This window comes from Ornithinibacillus halophilus, assembly GCF_900129485.1.
GTDB lineage: Bacteria > Bacillota > Bacilli > Bacillales > Amphibacillaceae > Ornithinibacillus > Ornithinibacillus halophilus.
Genome location: NZ_FQVW01000001.1, coordinates 28,792 through 52,342 on the forward strand (window position 1 = coordinate 28,792; position 23,551 = coordinate 52,342).

General features: G+C 34.4%; 21 protein-coding genes. 18 read left to right on the top strand and 3 right to left on the bottom strand.

Annotated elements, in window-relative coordinates; genetic code table 11:
* Positions 1-41 precede the first annotated feature (41 nt).
* Positions 42-1,259: a sporulation integral membrane protein YlbJ gene (gene ylbJ, locus BUB12_RS00175; RefSeq protein ID WP_072886758.1), complete on the bottom strand. Its 1,218-nt coding sequence runs from the start codon at positions 1,257-1,259 to the stop codon at positions 42-44.
* Between the two features lie 307 nt (positions 1,260-1,566).
* Between ylbJ and BUB12_RS00180 the strand changes: the two genes are divergently transcribed.
* Positions 1,567-2,583 (top strand): SepM family pheromone-processing serine protease, encoded by a 1,017-nt coding sequence (locus BUB12_RS00180; RefSeq protein WP_072886760.1) that lies wholly within the window; start codon positions 1,567-1,569, stop codon positions 2,581-2,583.
* A 53-nt stretch (positions 2,584-2,636) separates the two neighbouring features.
* Here BUB12_RS00180 and BUB12_RS00185 read toward each other — a convergent pair whose 3' ends face one another.
* Positions 2,637-3,866: a nucleotidyltransferase gene (locus tag BUB12_RS00185; protein ID WP_327196123.1), complete on the bottom strand. Its 1,230-nt coding sequence runs from the start codon at positions 3,864-3,866 to the stop codon at positions 2,637-2,639.
* A 199-nt stretch (positions 3,867-4,065) separates the two neighbouring features.
* Between BUB12_RS00185 and BUB12_RS00190 the strand changes: the two genes are divergently transcribed.
* The 4 genes from BUB12_RS00190 (at position 4,066) to BUB12_RS00205 (ending at position 6,373) form a co-directional block, all read left to right on the top strand.
* Positions 4,066-4,590 carry a YceD family protein gene (locus BUB12_RS00190; protein ID WP_072887660.1) on the top strand — a complete coding sequence of 175 codons (525 nt, stop codon included), beginning with the start codon at positions 4,066-4,068 and terminating at the stop codon, positions 4,588-4,590.
* A 46-nt stretch (positions 4,591-4,636) separates the two neighbouring features.
* Positions 4,637-4,810: a 50S ribosomal protein L32 gene (gene rpmF, locus BUB12_RS00195; protein WP_072886763.1), complete on the top strand. Its 174-nt coding sequence runs from the start codon at positions 4,637-4,639 to the stop codon at positions 4,808-4,810.
* 102 nt (positions 4,811-4,912) lie between these two features.
* Positions 4,913-5,671: an enoyl-CoA hydratase/isomerase family protein gene (locus BUB12_RS00200; protein WP_072886765.1), complete on the top strand. Its 759-nt coding sequence runs from the start codon at positions 4,913-4,915 to the stop codon at positions 5,669-5,671.
* A gap of 195 nt (positions 5,672-5,866) precedes the next feature.
* On the top strand, positions 5,867-6,373 hold the full coding sequence (locus tag BUB12_RS00205) for an RsfA family transcriptional regulator (protein ID WP_072886767.1): 507 nt from the start codon (positions 5,867-5,869) through the stop codon (positions 6,371-6,373).
* Between the two features lie 259 nt (positions 6,374-6,632).
* Here the strand turns inward: BUB12_RS00205 and BUB12_RS00210 are convergent, their stop codons facing one another.
* On the bottom strand, positions 6,633-7,109 hold the full coding sequence (locus BUB12_RS00210) for an N-acetyltransferase (RefSeq protein ID WP_072886769.1): 477 nt from the start codon (positions 7,107-7,109) through the stop codon (positions 6,633-6,635).
* A 206-nt stretch (positions 7,110-7,315) separates the two neighbouring features.
* Here BUB12_RS00210 and BUB12_RS00215 point away from each other — a divergent pair, with 206 nt between their 5' ends.
* From BUB12_RS00215 to BUB12_RS00275, 13 genes are all read left to right on the top strand, one after another.
* Positions 7,316-7,657 (top strand): DUF3397 family protein, encoded by a 342-nt coding sequence (locus tag BUB12_RS00215; protein WP_268801929.1) that lies wholly within the window; start codon positions 7,316-7,318, stop codon positions 7,655-7,657.
* A 155-nt stretch (positions 7,658-7,812) separates the two neighbouring features.
* Positions 7,813-9,435: a bacillithiol biosynthesis cysteine-adding enzyme BshC gene (bshC, locus tag BUB12_RS00220; protein WP_072886773.1), complete on the top strand. Its 1,623-nt coding sequence runs from the start codon at positions 7,813-7,815 to the stop codon at positions 9,433-9,435.
* Positions 9,436-9,718: 283 nt separating this feature from the next.
* On the top strand, positions 9,719-10,150 hold the full coding sequence (gene mraZ / locus BUB12_RS00225; RefSeq protein ID WP_072886775.1) for a division/cell wall cluster transcriptional repressor MraZ: 432 nt from the start codon (positions 9,719-9,721) through the stop codon (positions 10,148-10,150).
* Positions 10,151-10,188: 38 nt separating this feature from the next.
* The gene (rsmH, locus tag BUB12_RS00230; protein WP_072886777.1) at positions 10,189-11,166 is read left to right on the top strand and encodes a 16S rRNA (cytosine(1402)-N(4))-methyltransferase RsmH; all 978 of its coding nucleotides are present in this window, start codon (positions 10,189-10,191) and stop codon (positions 11,164-11,166) included.
* A complete protein-coding gene (gene ftsL, locus BUB12_RS00235) occupies positions 11,166-11,534 on the top strand; it encodes a cell division protein FtsL (RefSeq protein WP_072886779.1) in 369 nt (122 codons plus the stop codon). Before rsmH ends, ftsL begins: the two co-directional genes overlap by 1 nt.
* Positions 11,535-11,550: 16 nt before the next feature.
* Positions 11,551-13,812, top strand: a complete 2,262-nt coding sequence (locus tag BUB12_RS00240; RefSeq protein WP_072886780.1) for a penicillin-binding protein — start codon at positions 11,551-11,553, stop codon at positions 13,810-13,812.
* Between the two features lie 84 nt (positions 13,813-13,896).
* Positions 13,897-15,834 carry a stage V sporulation protein D gene (locus tag BUB12_RS00245; RefSeq protein ID WP_072886782.1) on the top strand — a complete coding sequence of 646 codons (1,938 nt, stop codon included), beginning with the start codon at positions 13,897-13,899 and terminating at the stop codon, positions 15,832-15,834.
* 155 nt (positions 15,835-15,989) lie between these two features.
* Complete coding sequence (locus BUB12_RS00250) at positions 15,990-17,462, top strand: UDP-N-acetylmuramoyl-L-alanyl-D-glutamate--2,6-diaminopimelate ligase (protein ID WP_072886784.1); 1,473 nt, start codon at positions 15,990-15,992, stop codon at positions 17,460-17,462.
* Positions 17,462-18,823, top strand: coding sequence for a UDP-N-acetylmuramoyl-tripeptide--D-alanyl-D-alanine ligase (locus BUB12_RS00255; protein WP_072886786.1), 1,362 nt, complete (start codon positions 17,462-17,464; stop codon positions 18,821-18,823). The genes BUB12_RS00250 and BUB12_RS00255 overlap by 1 nt, the downstream gene beginning before the upstream one ends.
* A gap of 62 nt (positions 18,824-18,885) precedes the next feature.
* Positions 18,886-19,872: a phospho-N-acetylmuramoyl-pentapeptide-transferase gene (gene mraY, locus BUB12_RS00260; protein ID WP_072886788.1), complete on the top strand. Its 987-nt coding sequence runs from the start codon at positions 18,886-18,888 to the stop codon at positions 19,870-19,872.
* Positions 19,869-21,218 carry a UDP-N-acetylmuramoyl-L-alanine--D-glutamate ligase gene (gene murD, locus BUB12_RS00265; RefSeq protein ID WP_143155579.1) on the top strand — a complete coding sequence of 450 codons (1,350 nt, stop codon included), beginning with the start codon at positions 19,869-19,871 and terminating at the stop codon, positions 21,216-21,218. The genes mraY and murD overlap by 4 nt, the downstream gene beginning before the upstream one ends.
* A gap of 123 nt (positions 21,219-21,341) precedes the next feature.
* On the top strand, positions 21,342-22,409 hold the full coding sequence (gene spoVE, locus BUB12_RS00270) for a stage V sporulation protein E (RefSeq protein WP_072887664.1): 1,068 nt from the start codon (positions 21,342-21,344) through the stop codon (positions 22,407-22,409).
* 156 nt (positions 22,410-22,565) lie between these two features.
* Positions 22,566-23,360: a cell division protein FtsQ/DivIB gene (locus tag BUB12_RS00275; protein ID WP_072886789.1), complete on the top strand. Its 795-nt coding sequence runs from the start codon at positions 22,566-22,568 to the stop codon at positions 23,358-23,360.
* The last annotated feature ends 191 nt before the right edge of the window (positions 23,361-23,551 follow it).

Consider the following 23,551-nt stretch of genomic DNA (forward strand, 5'->3'; position numbering starts at 1 on the left):
AAAAAAGATGTTGCAAACTAAAAATCTGCAACATCTTTTTTTTATAATACTTTATTTCTGTTGATCCTCCTTAGAGTAATTAGAACTGCAATCCCGATGAATGTCACAGTGATTACTGGCCCAAATTGACTAAAACTATCTAATATACTTTGATACGTCTCTTCTTGAGTTGTATTACTTACTGGTAGGTCTCTAGGGTCAAAAACCTGACGATTGACGTAAAGCGGGTAATACAGAATGATAGTTAATAAACTTGCAATTACACCATGAAGAATTCTTGCAAAAAAGTATGGGAAAAAACGGATATCTGTTTTTGATATGATACTTGCTACTTGTGCTTGTACGGAGAATCCATTAAATCCTAATATAAAACTAACAATTATGATATTAGCCAAGAAAGGGTCCACTAATTCTTTAGATATCATATTTGCACCAATTGTAATCTCAAACAGACCAGCTATAAAAGGTAATGAGAGTTCTGGTGGTAAGTTAATAATTTGAAATACACTTTCTACTAATATGGCAACTAATGGAGTAATTTCAATCAAAAATAATAGCTTTGTAAGAACAGAGAATAAAATGATAAATCCACCAACCATTACTAATGTTTTAATGGAATTTAAGACGGCATCTCCCATTATCTCTCCGAGTGGTCTTGGATCTTTCAAACGAGTCTCATGCATTACTCGAAAAGCTCGTCTTAACGATACTTTCTCTTTCTTGATTTTTGGCTTACTAATTGTTTCGTTTCTGCCATAAAAACGCATACAGACTCCAACTAAAGCATTACCTATATAATGACAAGCTGCTAATAGCAAACCAAGTTTGGCATCATTAAAAAATCCAACAGAGACTGCTACAAAAATAAACAATGGACTGGAGGCATTTGTAAATGAAACTAGTCTTTCTGCTTCAATTTGACTTAGTTGATTTTCTTCTCGTAGGCGGACTGAAATCTTTGCACCAGTCGGATATCCACTAGCCATACCCATTGTCCAAGCAAAGCTACCTACACCAGGTACTTTAAATAATGGACGCATTACAGGTTCAAGTAAAACGCCTAGAAAACGTACAACGCCAAAACTAAGCAGTAATTCTGCTGTTATGAAAAAAGGAAGTAAGGATGGGAATACTACTTCCCACCACATATCTAGTCCACGTATACTGGCTTCGAATGCATCTTTTGGAAAAATAATTAATGCAAACGCTAGAAATACACTAGAAGATGCTAACAAGAGTGTTTTTGTAATTTGACTCAAGGGATTGCCTCCTAATCGATAAACTTCACTGTACTTATTTTTTTTATAGTAGTAAAATAAAATGAAACTACAATCAAAAGACAAAACCAAGTATTTTGGCATAGGATATGCCGTTTCTAATTAATTGTAGTTAGACTTGGACAAGTTCTACATCTATACCAATATACGCACATACATAATATAAATATGCCATACACTTTTTAGTACAAATGTATTTTTTTGTGAAATATAGAGTTTTATGATTTTATATTTAGAAGTAATGTGTTTGTTGGGTAAGTCGTAATCGAGAAATTGAAGGAGATTTGAAATGAAATTTACAAAGAGACAGATATTATCTTTTTTTATTGTTGTACTAATTGCCTTTTTCCTATCTACATACCAACTTCCTTATTATATTCATAAGCCTGGAGGGGCTGATGCATTAAACCCAATCGTTTCAGTTGAAGGTGCATATGAAAGTGAAGGAGACATGCACCTTGTTACGGTAAGAGGAGGGCAAGCGACACCAGTGCAATTAGCAATGGCTAAAATATTGCCGTACCATGATGTTTTACCTATCGAAGATGTTATCCCAGAGGGAATCACGGATGAAGATTATTTTCAAGCGCAATTGCAAATGATGGAAAGTTCCCAGGAAGCATCTAAAGTGGTAGCATATGAAGCAGCTGATGCCAATATTACAATAGAATATAGTGGAGTGTATGTTGTATCCGTATTAGAAGATGCTCCTGCAGATGGAATTTTAGAAATGGGAGATCGAATTACAGGTATTGATAATATAGAAATAAATGAAGCAGATGATTTAATTTCTTATGTTCAAGGAAAATCAGCTGGTGATGTCATAACAGTTGATTTGGATCGAGAAGAGGAGAAGTTAACTAAGGAAATTACTCTTGAAGCATTAGATGCCCTAGATAGTGGAGTTGGTATTGGAATCAGTTTAGTAACTGATCGTCAAGTTGAAGTCGATCCAGAAGTTAATTTCTCAAGTGGTGGTATTGGTGGCCCAAGTGCAGGGTTGATGTTTGCTCTAGAAATCTATGATCAACTAACAGAGGGAGATATAACGAAGGGTTACCAAATTGCAGGAACAGGAGAAGTTGATTACGATGGAAATGTTTATCGAATTGGTGGAATTGACAAAAAAGTTATTGCCGCTGACAAAGAAGGATGTGATATCTTTTTTGCACCAAATGAAAATGGAGCAGAAGGTTCCAATTATCAACTAGCTAAAAAGACAGCAGAAGATATCGGTACAGATATGGTCATTGTACCTGTAGATACATTTGAAGACGCGCTTAATTATTTGAAAAATATGGAATAAAATAAGTCAAATCCGAACTAATGTGATTAGTTCGGATTTTTGAATATTGATGATCATACTATAATTGGTGATTTAAATTCTTGTTTTCGCAACTTCTGCATCTGTTTTGGTTTTAAAACACTATAATAAGCGTTAGTTGCTCGTTCTTCCATTTCTAACATTGGGAATTGATCCCGGGAATAACTAGTCACAATCGGTTTATCTAAGCTTTTTTTAATTTTGTTTAAATAAGCTTGTCCAGTTTGATTCATCCCCAGAAGTCTTATGTATGGTACTGTTGTTGCCTGTTTGATTAAGTTCATCTCATTTTTTTGTGTATTTGTTAGAATGTGTACAAAAATACGCTGTAGGCGTGTCCACGTGTATCTTTTTGTTTTTATAGACTCAAACCATTCATACATCGAATTGGCGCTTAAAACCGTGTCTTTAATACGATATTCGAGCCCTTCATCTACACCTTCAATTGAAGCTATTTCCTCTGTGCTCATTGTCATTACTTTAAACCGCAACAATGAGAAATAAGATTCCCAAGAATGCCATATTCCACCTTTATCTTTATACGATTGTAGTTGGTTTACAGTTTCGGTTGGAAGTGTATTTGAAACATCAAGCAGGTTCTTCTCATCTTCTAGTAATTGCTTACGAATACTCGTAGCACTAGCTATATTATTTTTTATCTCTGTATCATGATAGTTACTACTAGTTCGTTGGATTGTATAAGGTTGTATGCTTAATTGATAATCCATAATTGCTTTTACATAACTAAACCCTAATATATTATTTGGTTGAGAGAGATCTATATCACCATTTGATAACCCGATCTCATGATAAGCTTTGGTGCTGGCTGCTGGAAATGATAGACCTTCTTTTAAATACTTGTCTAATGTTGTGTTATAACTGTCTTTATTATTAGTGAATAGGTCATACCCTGTTGTAAATGATTCTATTTCCCCGTGTTCACTTCCAAAGCAAATACTGTCTACCCCTATTTCTGAAAGTGTTAGGACGGCACCAGTAGCAAATAAATTACTGCTTTGGACTGCATATGGATAAGGGAGTTCTAGAACAATATCCACTCCAGTAGTTAACGCAGCTTTAGCCCGATGGAATTTATCGATTATTGCAGGTTCGCCTCGTTGCAAAAATGAACCACTCATAACGGCAATCACACAGTCAGCTCCAGTTATGTTTTTAGACTGTAGCAGATGATAGAGATGCCCGTTATGAAATGGGTTGTATTCCACAATTAAACCACAAGCTTTCACTTTAACAACCCCAATCATATTTTCTTGGTATATTGTACCAAATTAAGGGCATTAATGCATTGCTTTGCTAATATGGGTTATTTTTAGTATGATTAACAGATAAATAAAGGAAATACTAATGTAAACAATTAATATATTTAACATCTGTAAAGAAAATATATTGACAAATGTCCAATTTCCTTTTAAAATAACTCTTGTTGCCTTGGGGTGAAAAATGTTGAAATTTACAATAGGACAATTAAAGAAAAGTGCTTACAATAAACCTTTTGCCTTTTCAGGTGAGGTTGATGTTTCCGAACTAGAGAAAATGAATAACGATATACGAGAAATAAAACCAGTCCAAGTATCTGGTGATTGTACAATACAAGGGGACCAATTTATTTTTACTTTTAAAGTAACTGGGGAAATGATTTTACCTTGTGCACGTACATTAGTTGATGTAGTATATCCGTTTGAAATAAAGACGACTGAAATTTTTTCTAGCTCGTCTTACTATACTGAGGAAGAAACAGATACTGAAATCCATCCAATTGATGGAGAAGTACTTGACTTAACCCCGTATATAAAGGAAAATATTTTATTGGAAGTTCCTTTTCGAGTTTATTCTGAAGAGGCCAAAGACCTACCCGATCAAAAAGGGAATGGATGGGAAGTCGTTTCAGAGGAGAAAACCGAAAAGACAATTGATCCGCGCTTTAAAAAGTTAGAGTCTTTATTCAAAGATAATGATCAAGAAAAATAGACATATCAGTTATGTTTTGTTTTCTTATTTGAAGGAGGTGTAAGACATGGCAGTACCTAAAAGAAGAACTTCTAAAAAGGTTAAGAATCAACGTCGTACTCATAAAAAATTACACGTACCTGGAATGGTAGAGTGTTCAAATTGTGGTGAATTAACTAAGCCGCACCATGTATGTAAATCATGTGGGCATTATGATGGAAAAGAAGTAGTGAATGACTAATCATATGCTAAAAAAACAGACCGCTTTGAGTGGTCTGTTTTTTTAACAATATAAAATATGTAATATTCTGAGTTATTTAGTCGTGAGGGGAGGAGTGAATTTATGAATGATGGCGTTAAATATGAATACATAAATGATGGTTATGGTTTAATTACATTGAATCGACCGCTCAAAAGAAATGCAATCTCTGAAGACATGATGAGTAAACTCTATGAATCTATTCTGAAGGCAAAAAACGACCCTATAAAATTTTTAGTTATAACAGGTGCTGGAGATAAGATGTTTTGTGCAGGTGGTGACTTAACAGAATTACATGGCGAACTCTCTAATAGTGATGCTTTCAATGTACTAGATAAAATGAAAGAAGTTCTTTATCAAATTGCTATCTTTCCTGTACCAACTATCTGTTTGCTAAATGGCAATGCTCTAGGTGGTGGTTGTGAAATCGCTACGTCATGTGATTTTCGAATAGCAAAAACTTCTACTCGGTTTGGTTTCGTACAAGCTAACCTTGGTATTTTGCCAGGGTGGGGAGGGGGAGCGTTACTTTATGAAAAAGTAAATCCTACTTTTGCCTATCAATGGTTATTAGAAGCGAATATATATGATGCAAACTACTTGATGGAACAAGGGTGGATTAATCAAATCATTTCATCTGAAGAGTGGGGGGATGTTCATAATCTAGTACAACCCTATTTAAATCGATCCACTGAACAAATGAAGTTACTGAAGGGACAATATCTTGCTTCTATTTCTGTTGAATCGTTATATAGAAAAATGAGTGATGAAGTAAAGAGTTGTGCGAGTTTATGGGAATCTCCAGAACATAAACTAGCAGTACAACGGTTTTCAAATCGTTAGTTTTCTCGTACTAGCATTTAACGGTGACCAATGAATGGATAATTTAGTAAGTACTTATCAGGGGACTAGTTATCTGTTCTGTTTATAGCATCTTCATCTTATTACTTAGAAAAAAATTCATCAAATTACTAAAGTATTATTCTATCATTCCTATTTCAAGCATACATTGATAGCAAATAGATAAGGAGTGATGTTATGAATGCTACAAGACAGGATGCATGGACAGATGATGAGGATATTATATTAGCTGAGACGGTACTTCGCTATATTCGAGAAGGAAAGACACAATTAGAAGCATTTAAAGATGTCGCAAAACAACTTTCGAGGACTTCGGCTGCTTGTGGGTTTCGGTGGAATGCATCGATAAGGAAGAAATATCAAGACGCCATCCAACAGGCAAAAGAAGAACGAAAATTTGGTGGTGGACTATCCCAAAGATCCCATATAACTGGTGAAAGTGATGGTAACCCTTCTCCTAGCTCTGAGAAGGATACGATTGAAACTGCGATATCGTTATTAGAAAAAATGCGATCGACTTACTCCATTGAAGAACATCAAAAAGAACAAGAAAGATTAGTAGCCCAACTTAAAGAAGAAAATGAATTATTAAAAGAAAGACTTTCCTATTATGAAAAGGCGTGGGAAGAAATGGGGAATCTTTGGAAATGGGTAAGTGAAAAAAACATAAGTCATAGTAAGTAAATGATTTTTGATATTGCTTATCCACTTTATTGAGAAACCCCCACTTTAATAATGTGGGGGTGGTGTAATAAAAACTACGATAACTTTCGGAAATAATACATACCATTCTGTATTAGTCTAGCTCATAAAAATTATACTTGAATATAAAAAGACATGAATGATCCATGTCTTTTTTCTATGTGATTGCCAGCTTAGAAACATTAAGCTTATCTTAGGATAGAAAGCGCTTTTATTTTTGAAGAAAAATAAAAACTTCTTATCACTGATTTACTTCTTTTTCATGTACACCGTCAGGGAGCCAAATTAATGGATTCTCTCCTCGGTCTCTTTCCATCTCATACGTAGCTTTTTGGAAGCCCATTTTTTCCCAAAAATCATGTGAATTAATTCTAGGGTTTGTTTTGATTGGCAGTTGGTAGCTTTTTGCAAAATCTACTAACCTTTTTCCATAACCTTTACCACGATAATGTGGTAAGACTTCTAATTTCCATAATTCTAGATAGTTTTGCGGTGGATCGAAATAGTTGTCGTATTTCTTATCAACTTTATACAAGCTCATTCTGGCGATGAGCGTGTCTCCGTAATAAATTCCGTAAAAGGGTGATTCACTGTTGTTTTCTACAATATTTGATTGAAGATCTTCTAACATAGACAACTCTTGGTGTCCATATTCTTTAAAGCGCTTAAATTCTTCTAGAGTCTTAAAGTTGATTAATAACTTTTCTACTTTAATCATAGTTCTCCTCCCCTGATGTCAGAATTATTTTGTTTTTTATATCTTTTATACTATTATAATATAATTAGTTAAATAAAGAAATAAGTAACTATAAACAATAAATGGAAGGGAATTAAAAGATTGTAAGGATTTAAGACATCTGGTAAAGTTTATATACGTTAGGATTGAAGATGGATGGGGTTATAGAAATGGACTTAATGTTAGTAATGATTATGATACCGTTACCGCTAACACTTTTGTTTTATCGAGTTTTTTTATGGATTTTCAAGCATAAGGTTAAATCATTTCATAAATCAATGAATTGGACAACTCTCTTTTATATTATTGCAGTTGACTTGCTACTAGTTGAATTGTTTAGTGGTCAATTTATCGGATATATTTTACTGATTTTATTAAGCATCTTATTGATGATTGTAATTATACAATGGAAAAGAGAAATCGATATTAACCATTTCAAAGCAATAAAACTAATGTGGAGAATTAGTTTTTTAACTTTTTCAATTTCATACATTATCTTATTACTCCTTTGGTTAATAACATACATATAATCTCTGGATTAAGGGTTTAGAAACAGATTGGATGAAATCTTCAACAATTTTTTGTACAATACATACTAGTATTTTAAAAAATATAAAATTCTACTAGAGGATAGATAAAATAATTTTGTTCGGAATGAACAAACGTTAAAAGGAGCATGAAGTTAATGCGAATTGAACCCATTAAGCTAGATAACCGAACTAAATTAATGACGGATTATTGTAATAATGACGAAAAAATCATGAGTTACTTTGACTATAAAAAAGATGCATTTGGAGAAAGATTAAAAGAAATTCAAAATCGAGAATTCAGCCGTGAACAACTGGCAAATGTTTTACACCAATTAAATAGCAGTTGGGATGCTCCTGAAGAAACGTTACACAACATAAATCGTCTCCGCGATGAAAATGCAGTGGTGGTAGTAGGAGGACAACAAGCAGGATTATTAACAGGGCCTTTATATAGCGTTAATAAAGTTATATCTATTATTCAACTAGCAAAGCAACAAGAAGAAAATCTAAATGTACCTGTAATTCCTGTATTTTGGATTGCAGGTGAGGACCATGATTTTGATGAAATAAATCATATCTTTTTAAAAGAAAATAAAAGTGGAAGAATAAAGAAATATAAAACGAAGGATAAAATGTTTGGTAAACAATCCGTTTCGTCTATGGAGATAAATAAAGTACTGACGAGTGAATGGATTAGTAGTTTATTTGCTGAACTAAACGAAACGGAATATACTGTTGATTTACATAAAACATTACATAATTGTTTAGAACGATCGAATACGTACGTTGATTTCTTTGCTAGACTGATATTTGAGCTGTTTCAAGAAGAGGGTCTAGTTTTAATTGATTCAGATGCTGAATTGGTAAGAGGGCTTGAAAGTGATTACTTTACCCAGATAATTAAGAAGCAACCTCTAATAAGTAAAGGAGTTAACAATTCCCTTCAAGACTTAAAGCAAGATGGATATACAGTATCCTTAGAAGTTGAATCAGATGATGCGCATTTATTTTACCATTTAGATGGGGAACGTGTATTACTAAAGCGAAAAAATGAAGGTGTTTGGGTTGGTAAGCAAAATGAGGTATTGTTTACTACTGATGAATTAATTGATTTAGCTCATACTCAGCCTCATTTGCTAAGTAACAATGTTGTCACAAGGCCATTGATGCAGGAACTGTTACTTCCAACATTAGCATTTATTGGTGGACCTGGAGAAGTTGGTTATTGGTCCGTATTAAAGCCGGCCTTCACGGCGTTAAACATTAATATGCCCCCAGTTGTACCGAGATTGTCATATACTTTTGTGAATCGAAGTGTAGAAAAAGTATTACATAAATACAATATTCCACTTGAGAGAGCAATAGCTATAGGAGTAGAGAAACAAAAAGAAAAATGGTTACAGGAGAAAAATTATCCCCCAATAGAAGAAGTCTCGGAACATATAAAAGAAGAAGTTGAACGTATTCATGAGCCTATGCGGAAAATAGCTGCTGATTTACGCTCCGATCTAGGTGATTTAGCAAATAAAAACCTTCACTTCTTGAAACGAGATATTGAGTTTTTAGAAAAAAGAATCAGAAAAACAATTGAAGAAATCTATAGTTATGAGTTGCAAGAATTTGATTTAATGAATGATGTTTTACATCCTTTAGGAGGATTACAGGAAAGAGTGTGGAACCCAATACCATTATTAAATAATTATGGAATGAATGTTTTTAAGGACGTATTATCATTACCTTGCTCATTTGGAGAAGACCATTACGCAGTCTACCTATAATGAATAAGTAAGGGAGAAAACAATCCCCAATCAAAGGGTGGTTTTTAATCCCCCACTATCTACCACTAATTTAATATATAAGAAATTCGCTATCTTTTATTGGTATAAAAACAGCTTGAATTCACTGGGAATAAGAGCTGCTATACCAATTTAAAAGATAGCTTTTTTTATTGAAAGTAGTTCTTAAGAATTATTTAATCAGAATTTATATTTTTTTAATAATATAAGTGGTGAATTGTGGGGGGATGTGGTAGAATAATGACATGAAGGTGGGGCGAACTACATGTTCATGGGTGAATTTCAACATAATTTCGATGCAAAAGGTAGAATAATTGTACCTTCTAAGTTTCGTGAAGACTTAGGAGAAAGTTTTGTTGTAACTCGTGGATTAGATAAATGTTTGTTTGCTTACCATATGAATGAATGGAAACAATTGGAAGAAAAGCTAAAAAAACTCCCCCTAACCAAGAAAGACGCTAGAGCATTTACACGTTTTTTCTTTTCTGGCGCAGTAGAATGTGAAGTGGATAAACAGGGAAGAATAAATATTCCACAACCACTTAGGAAATATGCTGCATTAGATAAAGAGTGTGTTGTTATCGGCGTATCGAATCGAATTGAATTCTGGGCTAGTGAGAATTGGGAGGATTATTTCAACGATTCTGAGGAATCCTTTGCAGAAATTGCTGAAAATCTCCTTGATTTCGATATTTAGTTAGACCAATATATAACACAGTAAAAGTAGGTGCTACGATGTTTGAACATTATACAGTTATGAAAGAAGAAGCAATAGATGGATTAGAAATTAAACCTAATGGTACGTATGTTGATTGTACTGTAGGTGGTGGGGGACACTCTGAAAGTATCGTTTCCAAATTAAATGAAGATGGATTACTTATCGCGTTTGATCAAGACATCGATGCGCTTGAAGCGGCCAAAAAAAGGTTGGAGCCGTATCACGACCGCATACTATTTATACATAACAACTTTCGTCATGTTGAAGACGAATTACAAAAAAGAGAAATCAAACACGTTGACGGAATTTTATTTGACCTCGGCGTATCCTCTCCCCAATTAGATCGTGGTGAAAGAGGATTTAGTTACCAGCATGATGCAAAACTTGATATGAGAATGAATCCAGATCAGGAGTTAAGTGCATATGACATTGTTAATACTTGGTCGTTTAATGAATTAGTGTCGATATTTTTTAAATATGGTGAGGAAAAGTTCTCTAAGCAAATTGCAAGGAAGATAGAGAGTCATCGTAAAACAGCAGCAATAGAAACCACACATCAATTAGTTGATATTATAAAGGAAGCCATTCCAGCACCCGCGAGAAGAAAAGGAGGGCATCCTGCAAAACGAATATTTCAAGCGATACGGATAGCGGTTAATGATGAATTAGAAGCTTTTAATGATGCACTACATCAAGCAGCACGTTGTGTAGGCGTTAATGGCAGAGTTGTAGTAATTACATTTCATTCGTTAGAGGATCGTATTTGTAAACAAGCTTTTAAAAAATGGAGTACAGCTAAAGAAACCCCTAGGAATCTACCAGTTATACCTAAGGAGTTCGAAGCACCATTTAAGATAATTACAAAAAAACCAATAGTAGCTAACGATAATGAGTTAGATGATAATAGAAGATCAAGGTCAGCTAAACTAAGAATTGTTGAAAAAGTAAAACCTTGGGAAGAAGACTTTACCTATAAGGAAGGGTGGAAAAAGTAATGGCAGCGAATCATGCAAGAACGTGGCAAGAGACCTATTCGACTAATACGCAAACCAAACCAAAGAAGGTTGTCGTACATAAGAAAAGTTGGATTACCAAAGGAGAAAAGGTTATATATTCCTTAATAGGGATATGTCTTATCGTTGCAATTGGATACATTGTGTCATTCTCTTCTTCAACCGATGCACTAAACAGGGATCTTCAAAATTTACAACAAGAGGTGGAAGTGCAAAGTGTGAAAAATGAAGGATTAGTGTTCCAAATTAAAGACTTAAGCCGTCCGGAAAGAATCACGAAAATAGCTGAAGAGAATGGTCTGAAAATCCAAGATACAGAAGTTAGACAAGCTAATGCATACAAACATTAATTAGGTGATAGAACAGATGATGAAAAATAATACTACAAAATTAATGGCAGCAGTGATAATGGTTCTATTTATTGGTGTCTTTTTACTTCTAACAGGTAGATTTTTATATATTCAAGCTGCAGGAGAAGTTCATGATGTATCTTTAGAAGAATGGGCAAAAGAAGTTCGAACGTCTTCATACACACTACCTTCCAAAAGGGGCGAGATTCTTGATAGTAACGGAATGACTTTAGCATATGATATGCCTACATATCGTATTTATGCGGTTGTTAATGACGTATATACGAAAGATGAGGATGACCCCCAACATGTAGTTGATCCAAGTTATACTGCTCAGCTACTTGCCCCCATATTAGAAATTGAAGAATCTTACATTTTAGAACGGTTAAATAAAGGACTTTCAAATGAAAAAGCCCATCAAGTAGAATTTGGAGCTGTAGGGAAAGGTATTTCTCTTCAAAAAAAGGATGAAATTAATGCGTTAGATATACCTGGTATAGGTTTCATCGAAGAATCCACTAGATATTACCCGAATGGTATGTTTGCACCTCATATTATTGGCTTTGCTAGGGAAGAGAAAATCGAAAGTGAGGATGAAGACGAGGAACCGACAATTGAGATGAAAGGTATCACAGGAATCGAGCGTGAAATGAATGATATTCTCAAAGGCGTTGATGGATTTATATCCTATGAGCGTGATATTTTTAATAAGAAATTATTAGATGCCAATGAAGTAATCACTCAACCACAAGATGGGGATAATATTTATTTGACGATTGACCAGAAGATACAGACCATTCTTGAAGATGTCATGTCTCAGGTTGAGGAACAATATGAGCCAGAACGGATGACAGCCATTGTAATGGATCCTAAAACCGGTGAAATCGTTGCTATGGGAAATAGGCCAAGCTATAACCCTAACAATCCAGCTGATGTAAAAAATTGGTATAATGATGCCATATCTTCTCCTTTTGAACCAGGGTCCACGATAAAAATGTTTACATGGGCTTCTGCTATTGAAGAAGGAGTATATAATGGAACTGAAGGATTCAAGTCAGGGACTTATCGAGTCAGTGATCGAATTCAACCAATACATGACCATAATAACGGGAAAGGTTGGGGAACGATTTCCTATGACGAAGGATTTGCTCGTTCATCAAATGTTGCAACTTCAAAATTAGTTTGGGAGAAGTTAGGAACAGACACCTTCCGTGAATATTTGAATGCTTTTCATTTAGATGAAAAAACAGAAATTGATTTACCCGGTGAGATAACGGGCGAAATCCAATATGATTGGCCTAGAGATAAATTATCGACTTCATTTGGTCAAGGAAGTACTTTTACACCTATTCAATTAATGAAGGCTGCAACAGCTATAGCTAATGATGGTAAAATGATGAAACCATATGTAATCAAAAAAATAGTAGATTCTACCTCGAATGAAATTATAGAAGAAACAAAGCCTGAACTAGTAGCTGAACCAATTTCAAAAGAGACTGCTGAAGAAGTGCGTAGACTATTAAAACTAGTGGTTCAATCTGATTATGGAACAGGAAGAATGTATAACATTGATTCTTATTCAGTTGCAGGAAAAACTGGATCTGCGGAAATTCCGAATCCTGAGGGTGGGTATTTATATGGGCATGGGAATGCAGTATATTCTTTCTTAGGAATGGCTCCTGCTGATGATCCACAATTGATTATGTATGTATCTGTAAAACAACCTAAGCTAGATACAGAGAATGGTATTGAGTATGGTTCAGCCCCAGTATCTTTTATATTTAATAATGTTATGGAAACTAGTTTACATTATATGAATATTGAACCAGATAAAGAGAATAATATAAAAAATGAGACTATTGAGTTCCCTGATATAAAAAATCAGAGTGTTTCTACCATAAGAGAATTATTACAGTCAATGGGATTGCGAGTTACAGTAGTAGGATCAGGTGATAAGTTAATAAGCTCTAGTTCAAGTGAAGGAGAAGAGTTATTGCCGAACGAAAGAGTTATTCTTATTACCGATAAACCAACGATGCCAAATATAATAGATTGGTCGTTAAGAGATGTTTTAAAGCTTTCCAATCTATTAGATTTAAATTTACAAGTAAATGGACAGGGATATGTTTATGAACAAAGCATTGATGAAGGAAGTTCAATATCTAGTAACCAAAAATTAGTCGTTGAGTTATTACCTCCTAACACGAAACTTGAAGAAGAAATTGAAGAGGAATCAATAGAGTCTGTTAATGAAGAAGATAATTCAAATCCTGAATAGTTAACAATGTAGGAAAACAGTGTTCTAATTCGTATATTCTTTCATATAGTTGATACAAGCCTACCTATGAAAAGGGGATGAACTATGAAACGTGTATCAACTGTAACAGTAAGAAAACGGTTAGTCGCTGTTTTTCTATTTGGCTTATTATTTTTTGCGATTATTGACATTCGCTTAGGGTATGTTCAATTTATTATTGGTGATCGTTTAATGGGGCTGGCTGATGAATCTTGGAGTAGGGATATAGAATTTCAACCCGAACGCGGATATATCCTAGATGCTAATGGAGATATCTTAGCAGAAAATGTAACTGCCCCTTCTGTTGTGATTGTACCGAGACAAATTGAGGACAAGGAATATACAGCAGAAAAGCTATCTGAAATTCTTAAGTTTGATTACGACACAGCTCATGAATATGTCACCAGAGTTGCTTCATCTGTAAATCTACATCCAGAAGGACGAAAAATTTCAGAAGAACAAGAAAAGGAATTAAGAACTCTTAATTTACCTGGAGTTTATTTAGCGAAGGATTCCAAACGACATTGTCCATATGGCGATGATTTATCCCATGTACTTGGGTTTGCTGGAATAGACAACCAAGGATTAATGGGGTTAGAACTGTATTACGATGATATGTTGAGTGGGGAGAAAGGTAGCTTATCCTATTACTCTGATGCAAAGGGTGGAAGACTCGAACAACTTGCAGATGTATATAGTCCACCCAAAGATGGACTAAATCTTAAAACAACTATTGATTCAAGGGTGCAAACAATTATGGAAAGAGAGTTAGACTTAGCAGTGGCTAAATATAATCCAGATGGTGCATTAGCTATTGCTGTTAACCCTAAGACCGGTGGCGTATTAGGGATGACATCACGCCCTAATTTTCAACCGGAAAACTATCAAGAAGTAGATCAGGACGTATATAATCGAAATTTACCAATATGGAGTACTTATGAACCTGGCTCGACCTTTAAAATAATTACATTAGCAGCTTCACTTGAAGAAGCAATTGTTGATTTAGACGAAGATGAGTTTGATGATGATGGAGATATTGAAGTTGGCGGTGCTCATCTCCATTGCTGGAAATCAGGTGGCCATGGTCATCAAACCTTCTTAGAAGTAGTTCAAAATTCCTGTAACCCAGGATTTGTTGAGTTAGGTCAGGAACTTGGTGAAAAGAAGCTTTTCTCTTATATCAAGAAATTTGGTTTTGGTACTAAAACAGGGATAGATCTTCAAGGGGAAGGCAGTGGAATCTTGTTTAAACCTGAAAATATAGGGCCTGTCGAACTAGCTACAACTTCATTTGGACAAGGGGTTTCTGTAACACCAATACAACAAGTGATGGCAGTTTCTGCTGCTGTTAATGGGGGAAATCTTTATCAGCCTTATATTGCAAGTGAATGGATTAATCCTCAAACAAATGAAGTGGTATCGAAAGTTGAACCAAGTTTAAAAAAACGAGTTATCTCTGAATCTACTTCAAAGGAAGTACGTCGAGCACTTGAAAATGTTGTTGCAAAAGGGACTGGTTCTAGAGCATTTGTTGAAGGGTATCGAGTAGGTGGTAAAACTGGTACAGCTCAAAAAGTTGGACCTAATGGTGGTTATCTAGAGAATAACTACATTGTTTCTTTTATTGGATTTGCACCAGCAGATGATCCACAGATTGTCGTATATGTTGCAATTGATAATCCGAAAGATGTTCAGCAATTTGGAGGTGTTGTTGCTGCACCAATTGCAGGCTCTATAATTGGCGATAGTTTAAGAGCGATGGGTGTTGAAGAAAGAACCGGTGGATTAGAAAAGGAATATAAATGGCCTGACCTACCAAAAGTTGAGGTGCCTGATTTAGTAGGTTTAAAGAAGAGTGATCTGATGCAATACATGACTGATTTATCGATTGAAGTAAATGGTGAGGGAGAATATATAATTGACCAAGCCCCGGCTCCAGGGACAAAAGTTGATTCCGGATCACAAATTAGAATTTATTTATCCAAAGAGAAAGACTCTGAGTGATTCGAATATCCTGTTTAGATTATTTTAAACCTATTCGGGAGCCTATTTGCATATAGTGAGAATGGATGCAAATATTGCTTATAGTACTGGATAGTTCACTTAAACAGAAAAGGAGTATACAAGAATCCTTTTCTGTTTAAGAAAGGATGGTTCTAATGAATTTAAAGGAAATTCTATCTGTTTTACCTTATACGACTGAGATTCCAAATGCAGATACTATAGAAATCTCCTCAATTGAAATGGATTCTCGGAAGGTGAAATCTAATAGTCTCTTTGTCTGTATTCAAGGGTTTACAGTAGATGGTCATGATTATATAGATGAGGCTATAAAAAAAGGTGCAGTAGTCATAGTAGCAGAGAAAAAAGTGAAGTCGAACGTTCCGACGCTGATTGTTTCGGACACGATTCGCTTTTTAGCTATGGCATCGGCCAAGTTTTATGGGTTTCCAACGAATAAAATACCAATGATTGGTGTAACAGGTACGAATGGTAAAACAACTGTAACGTATTTGTTAGAAGAATTATTTAATCATCACCATAAGAAAACTGGTATAATAGGTACCATCCAAATGAAGATAGGGTCTGACGTCTTTCCTATTAATAATACAACACCTGATTCATTGTTCCTGCAAAAGACAATAAGACAAATGAACAGTGAAGGAGTAGACCAAGTCATTATGGAAGTTTCTTCTCACGCACTTGACTTGGGAAGAGTGTATGGGTGCGATTTCGACATTGCAGTATTTACTAATTTATCACAAGATCATTTAGACTATCATGATTCGATGGATGAATATTTACGTGCAAAAAGTCTGTTGTTTGCTCAATTAGGGAATAGCTATGATAATACAAATAGGAAATATGCCATTGTAAATATCGATGACCCTTCAAGTAATATTATTCGAAGAAGTACCGCACAACCGGTAATGACATATGGATTAAATGTCAATGCTGATGTTAGAGCAGAGAATATAATACTTGAGGCATCGGGAACTCGTTTTACACTAGTTACCCCTATAGGCGATATAGAGATTAGAAGTAGGTTAATCGGTAAATTTAATATTTACAATATGTTAGCCGCTAGTTCTGCTGCTTTAGTTTCAAATATTCCTCTAAAGATCATTCAACAGTCACTTGCTAGTATTGAAGGGGTTAGCGGAAGATTTGAACCGGTTGATTGCAACCAAAATTTTTCGGTTATTGTAGATTATGCCCATACTCCTGATTCATTAAAGAATGTGTTACAAACAATTAAGGATATTGCTAGAAATGATATATACGTAGTCGTAGGATGTGGTGGTGATAGAGATCGGACGAAACGACCCCAAATGGCATCTATTGCAGTCAAATATGCTAATCGTGCAATCTTTACTTCTGACAATCCACGAACCGAAGATCCTCAAGTCATTTTAAATGATATGACGAATGGATTAACTCACAATAATTATGAAGTTATCCAAGATCGAAAAAAAGCCATATCTTATGCAGTGAATTTAGCGAAAGAAAATGATATTATTTTAATAGCAGGAAAAGGTCATGAAACCTATCAGCAAATTGGATTAACGAAATATGATTTTGATGATAGAGAAGTGGCAAGTAATGCTATTTTAGCTAAGGAGAAACGATGATGTTATTTACAACAAATTGGTTGTCGTCTGTATTAAAAGACGTCAAAGGAAAAGTTAGTGAAGAAGCAGTAATAGAAAAAGTATTCACAGACAGTAGAGTAAAAAAAGAACAGTCCTTATTTATACCAATACAAGGTGAGAATTTTGATGGACACCAGTTTGTAGATGAAGCAATTGCCAACGGGGCAATTGCTGTCATATGGGATAGGAAAATAAGTGTACCTGAATCTATACCACCTGAAATTCCAGTTTTCTTAGTAGATGATACATTACAAGCTCTACAAGAACTTGCTACACAATACCGTCAAAAAGTGAATCCTAAAGTTATTGGGATTACGGGATCGAATGGGAAGACAACTACAAAGGATATGGTTGCTTCTGTTATGCAATCCACTTATCGAACTCACCATACTGTCGGAAACTATAATAATGAAATTGGTTTACCCTTAACCATTCTAGACATGCCTAGAGATACGGAAGTACTAGTATTGGAAATGGGGATGAGTGCGTTTGGTGAGATAGAGTTACTCTCTAAAATCGCAAAACCGGACCATGCAATAATTACGAATATTGGCGAATCTCATATTGAATTTTTAGGGTCGAGAGAAGGTATCGCCAAGGCTAAGTTAGAGATTATTAGTGGATTATCAGATAAAGGTATTTTAATTGTTGATGGTGATGAACCTTTACTTCAGCAACTACATATACCTAATAAGGTTATATCATGTGGGTTTGATGAGAGTAATGATTTATCAATAAGTAAAGTGGCCATTAATCATAACATAACTACATTTACGTTATCTGATTCTAATACTTATACCATCCCACTTCTAGGAAAACACCATGCAAAGAATGCTACCTATGCAGTAATGATAGGAAAGCTATTACAAGTTGATACCAAGAAAATATTCAATTCCTTAGAGAATCTCAAAATTACATCGATGAGGTTTGAATTACTAAAAGGGAAGAATGGTGTATCACTAATAAACGATGCTTATAATGCTTCTCCTACATCGATGAAGGCTGCAATTGAAGTGGTAAAAGAAATACAGGGCTTTAAGCATAAAGTATTAGTACTTGGAGATGTATTTGAATTGGGAGGCCAATCGAAGGATTTTCATCGAACAGTTTCTGAAGTAATTAAACAACCAATTACAGAGTTATTCACAATTGGAAATGATGCTGAAGTAATTTCGAATGCAATCAGACAAGAAGTGCCCACAATAACTAGTCAACATTTTCAGTCACAAGAGGAATTAATACAAGAACTTCAAAGTTACTTAAATGAAGATACCCTTATTTTATTTAAGGCATCTAGGGGAATGAAATTAGAATTAATTATTGAAAAACTGTTAAAGTAATTTAGATAAAGATTTTGTACTATCTTATTTTAGGACGGTTTGTATCACTGGGAGGAATAACAATGGATTTAAAAATTTTACTAATTACAATGGCGATAGCATTTCTAATCACCGTCCTCTTATCTCCGATTTTAATTCCATTTTTACGACGATTAAAATTTGGACAAAGTATAAGAGAAGAAGGGCCTAAATCACACTTGAAGAAGAAAGGTACCCCTACAATGGGCGGCCTCATGATCATCCTAAGTGTCATTATTACATCACTTATTATGGCATATAAATATAATGATGGGACTATTGGATACGAATTATGGTTATTATTATTTGTTTTAGCTGGGTATGGTTTATTAGGGTTTTTAGACGACTTTATTAAAGTAGTTTTAAAACGAAATTTAGGCTTAACTTCAAAGCAAAAATTGGCAGGCCAATTGATTATAGCTATCGTATTTTATTATATTTTACAGAGTAAAGATTTTCCAACATATATACAACTGCCAGGAACTAATATTCAATGGGAGCTAGGTTGGTTTTATGCAGTATTAGTAATCGTAATGTTAGTGGGAGCTTCTAATGCAGTCAATTTAACTGATGGCTTAGATGGATTATTAGCCGGAACTGCATCCATTGCTTTTGGTGCTTTCGGAATTATAGCTTGGTATGGATTTCCACAAGCTGAAATCACAATCTTTTCACTAGCAGTAGTTGGTGCATTATTAGGATTTCTAGTGTTTAATGCACACCCTGCAAAAGTATTCATGGGAGATACCGGCTCATTAGGATTAGGTGGTGCGATTGGTGCTCTTGCAATCTTAATGAAATTAGAGATTTTGTTAGTGGTCATCGGTGGGGTTTTCGTGTTAGAGACTTTATCGGTTATCATTCAAGTAATCTCATTTAAAACTACTGGGAAACGAGTATTTAAGATGAGTCCATTGCATCATCATTATGAATTATTAGGTTGGTCTGAGTGGAGAGTAGTGACTACATTCTGGGCTGTAGGTCTAATTTTTGCTGCTTTGGGTGTTTATATTGAGGTGTTGTTGAGTTGACAAAAATATTAGATATCCCTTATATGAATATATTAGTTCTAGGCTTAGCGAAAAGTGGAACATCTGCAGCAAAATTACTTATTGAAAATGGCAAGAAGATCAGAATAAATGATTTTTCTTCCAATGAAGATGACCCAGTAATTAAAGAACTGCAGGATTTAGGTGCCGAAGTAATACTTGGAAGTCATCCGTTGTCAGTACTTGACAATATTGAATTAGTTGTAAAAAATCCTGGTATACCTTATGATAACCCGATCGTTGACGAGGCAATAAACCAAAAAATACCTGTGATCACTGAGGTAGAATTGGCTGGTCGTATTAATGATGGTAAATTAATAGGGATTACAGGTTCTAATGGAAAAACTACTACAACAACTTTAATAAGTGAGATGTTCGCTAAAAGTAATTTACCAGTACAAATGGCAGGTAATATAGGTATTGTAGCTACAGAGGTTGCTAGAAAAGTAACGAAAGATGATATTTTAGTAATGGAGTTATCGTCTTTTCAGCTACAAGGTATTGATACATTTACACCGAATATAGCTGTATTATTAAATATTGTAGAAGCGCATTTAGACTATCATAAGACATTACAAAATTACAAAGAGGCAAAGTTTAACATCTTTAAAAACCAAACTGAAGCTGATTATGTTGTGTACAATGCTGATGACCAACATATTTCAGAGGCTATTCAAAAGGCACATTCTCAAAAAGTACCTTTTTCTACCAAGAAGAAAGTATCTGAGGGTGCATGGTTAGATGAGGATAGTATTTATTTCAGAAATGAAAAGGTTGTGTATCGAAAAGATATCGTATTAGTAGGTGACCATAACCTTGAAAATATTTTAGCTAGTGTCTGTGCAGCTAAGCTAGGCGGAGCGTCTAATCGTGGGATACAAAAAGTATTAAACACATTTTCAGGAGTTAAACATCGTCTACAGTATGTTGAAACGATAAATGGACGCGTGTTTTATAATGATTCAAAAGCAACTAACGTCTTGGCTACTCAAAAGGCATTAGCAGCATTTAACCAACCGACCATTCTTTTGGCGGGTGGTTTAGATCGTGGAAACAGTTATGATGAAATGATTCCATATTTATCTTCTGTTAAGGCAATTGTCGCATTTGGAGAGACAGCAGATAAGATTAAACAGACTGCTTTAAAAGCAGGTGTTTCTATTGTCGAACTCGCTGAAGATGTTGAACAGGCTACAAAAATAGCCTATTCACTTTCTGAAGTAGATGATGTTATTTTGCTTTCTCCAGCAAGTGCTAGCTGGGACCAATACCGTTCATTTGAAGAAAGAGGAGACATGTTTATACAAGCCGTGCATACAATAAAGTAGGGGCTTGTCTCATCAATTTTTAACATAATAATAGGAAATATTTTAAGCCCCTAAACATTAGATTAAGGGGTGATTTTTTTGTTTCAAAAACTAAAGCATGTAAAAGATAAACCGGATTATACGATGTTAGCAATTATCATTCTATTATTAATAATTGGGATTGTTATGGTCTATAGCTCATCTTTCGTATGGGCTGAATATAAGTATGCGGATTCATTCTATTTCTTAAAAAGGCAGCTATTGTTTGCTGGGGCTGGTGTAGTTGCCATGTTTTTTATTATGTTTATTCCTTATACGACATGGGCGAGATATGCTAAGGTAATTTTATTTAGCTGTTTCTTTTTATTAATTATTGTATTAATTCCTGGAATTGGGATGACTCGTGGAGGGGCTCAAAGTTGGATTGGTGTAGGTGCTTTTAGTATACAACCATCTGAGTTTATGAAGCTTGGTTTAATTATTTTCTTGTCACTTTATCTATCATCGAATCAAAAATATATCACATCGTTAAAGAAAGGCTTTTTTCCAACCTTGTTATTGGTATTTACTGCCTTTGGATTAATCATGCTCCAACCGGATTTAGGAACAGGAATGGTATTAGTTCTCACTTGTATGATCATGATTTTTGTTGCCGGTGCTCGTATTAGCCATTTTGTTAGTTTAGGAGTTTTTGGACTTATTGGGTTTGCATTATTAATTATTTCTGCACCTTATAGAATTAGCAGAATTACTGCCTTTCTAAATCCATGGGAAGATCCATTGGGAGATGGATTTCAAATTATTCAATCCTTATATGCAATCGGTCCAGGCGGTTTACTCGGTGTTGGACTTGGTGAAAGTTTACAGAAATACTTCTATTTACCAGAACCTCAAACTGATTTTATTTTTGCTATTTTAGGAGAGGAGCTCGGATTTCTAGGTGGCTCATTTTTAATTGTATTATTTGCATTGTTATTTTGGAGGGGAATAAGGGTTGCATTAGAAGCACCTGACTTGTTCGGTCGTTTTCTTGCATTAGGTATTGTATCGATGTTAACCATTCAAGTAATGATTAATATTAGTGTAGTTATTGGTTTAATTCCTGTTACAGGAATTACTTTACCATTTTTAAGCTATGGTGGGTCATCTTTAACATTAACGTTGTGTTCGGTCGGGATATTGTTAAATATAAGTAGGTATACTAAGGTGTGACAAAAAATTTGAAGGAGAGTGCAAGATTACTATAGTATTGTTGGGTGTTTATGTTATAATTTAATAGACTAACAAAATTGGCGATTTTTATACTATTTGTTAGTAAATGATAGGATTCTAAAGTGTGCCAAATTTAAATTAAAGGAAGAACAACCAATGGGTAAAGAGAAGATTGTTTCTATTGAGGATCGAATTCCGAAGTTGAAACAAGCACGGAAAAAGAAGGCTAATAGACGATTAATTTTCTATCTTTCTATCTTCTTCTTCTTAGTATCAATCATTGTGTATCTTCAAACACCACTTAGCCATATAAAAACGATAACTGTAAATGGCAATTCCTTTATGTCAGAAGAACAAGTCCTTACACAAAGTGAAATAAGTATTGGTAAAAATATATGGATGGTCGATTTAGAAGCATCTTCCAATAAATTGACTGAGAATCCAATTATTAAAAAGGTAGAGGTTTCACGGAACTTGCCATGGGGTATTACTATTGAAGTCTTAGAGCATGAACATGTTGCTTATTTTGAAAGAGACAACCAATATTACCCTTTATTAAGTAATGGAACTATTATTTCTACCAATGAAATTAGCACTCCAGATGGATATGCACCAATTATGATTAATTTTACTGAGGATGAATACTTGTATCGTATGACAGAGGAGTTAAATTTATTGTCTACTAGTATTCTAGATTTAATATCTGAAATACATTGGAATCCATCTGAAGGAATGAAAAATAAAATTCTGTTATATATGAATGATGGGTTTATGGTAGAGGGTACTATAAGAGGGTTTTCTGATAAAATGAATGTATATCCTTCTATAGTTTCACAGTTAGAACCAGACAGTAAGGGAATCATACATATTGGTGTAGGTGCATATTTTGAATCTTTTGATGAAAATGATATGGATGAAGAAGCAGAATTAGACGTAGAAGCCGAGGAGTAGTTGTATTGATCTTCTATTACGGTAAAATTAAGGTGAAAGTTAAAAAAATACCAATAAAAAAAAGGATTATACAGTTTTTTATTGAATTTATCTATTATATATTTCATTTTTTACTTAAATCCTTTAAAATAATAGATTATAGTTAATAATTTTAATGAATAGTTACATACATCGTTAAGCTTTTAAAGTTT

Excerpts from the sequence above, each read along its gene's own strand:
- BUB12_RS00180 (WP_072886760.1), top strand. The coding sequence starts at position 1,567 with ATGAAATTTACAAAGAGACAGATATTATCTTTTTTTATTGTTGTACTA.
- BUB12_RS00185 (WP_327196123.1), bottom strand. The coding sequence starts at position 3,866 with ATGATTGGGGTTGTTAAAGTGAAAGCTTGTGGTTTAATTGTGGAATAC.
- rpmF (WP_072886763.1), top strand. The coding sequence starts at position 4,637 with ATGGCAGTACCTAAAAGAAGAACTTCTAAAAAGGTTAAGAATCAACGT.
- BUB12_RS00200 (WP_072886765.1), top strand. The coding sequence starts at position 4,913 with ATGAATGATGGCGTTAAATATGAATACATAAATGATGGTTATGGTTTA.
- BUB12_RS00205 (WP_072886767.1), top strand. The coding sequence starts at position 5,867 with ATGAATGCTACAAGACAGGATGCATGGACAGATGATGAGGATATTATA.
- BUB12_RS00210 (WP_072886769.1), bottom strand. The coding sequence starts at position 7,109 with ATGATTAAAGTAGAAAAGTTATTAATCAACTTTAAGACTCTAGAAGAA.
- BUB12_RS00215 (WP_268801929.1), top strand. The coding sequence starts at position 7,316 with ATGATTATGATACCGTTACCGCTAACACTTTTGTTTTATCGAGTTTTT.
- bshC (WP_072886773.1), top strand. The coding sequence starts at position 7,813 with ATGCGAATTGAACCCATTAAGCTAGATAACCGAACTAAATTAATGACG.
- mraZ (WP_072886775.1), top strand. The coding sequence starts at position 9,719 with ATGTTCATGGGTGAATTTCAACATAATTTCGATGCAAAAGGTAGAATA.
- rsmH (WP_072886777.1), top strand. The coding sequence starts at position 10,189 with ATGTTTGAACATTATACAGTTATGAAAGAAGAAGCAATAGATGGATTA.
- ftsL (WP_072886779.1), top strand. The coding sequence starts at position 11,166 with ATGGCAGCGAATCATGCAAGAACGTGGCAAGAGACCTATTCGACTAAT.
- BUB12_RS00240 (WP_072886780.1), top strand. The coding sequence starts at position 11,551 with ATGATGAAAAATAATACTACAAAATTAATGGCAGCAGTGATAATGGTT.
- BUB12_RS00245 (WP_072886782.1), top strand. The coding sequence starts at position 13,897 with ATGAAACGTGTATCAACTGTAACAGTAAGAAAACGGTTAGTCGCTGTT.
- BUB12_RS00250 (WP_072886784.1), top strand. The coding sequence starts at position 15,990 with ATGAATTTAAAGGAAATTCTATCTGTTTTACCTTATACGACTGAGATT.
- BUB12_RS00255 (WP_072886786.1), top strand. The coding sequence starts at position 17,462 with ATGTTATTTACAACAAATTGGTTGTCGTCTGTATTAAAAGACGTCAAA.
- mraY (WP_072886788.1), top strand. The coding sequence starts at position 18,886 with ATGGATTTAAAAATTTTACTAATTACAATGGCGATAGCATTTCTAATC.
- spoVE (WP_072887664.1), top strand. The coding sequence starts at position 21,342 with ATGTTAGCAATTATCATTCTATTATTAATAATTGGGATTGTTATGGTC.
- BUB12_RS00275 (WP_072886789.1), top strand. The coding sequence starts at position 22,566 with ATGGGTAAAGAGAAGATTGTTTCTATTGAGGATCGAATTCCGAAGTTG.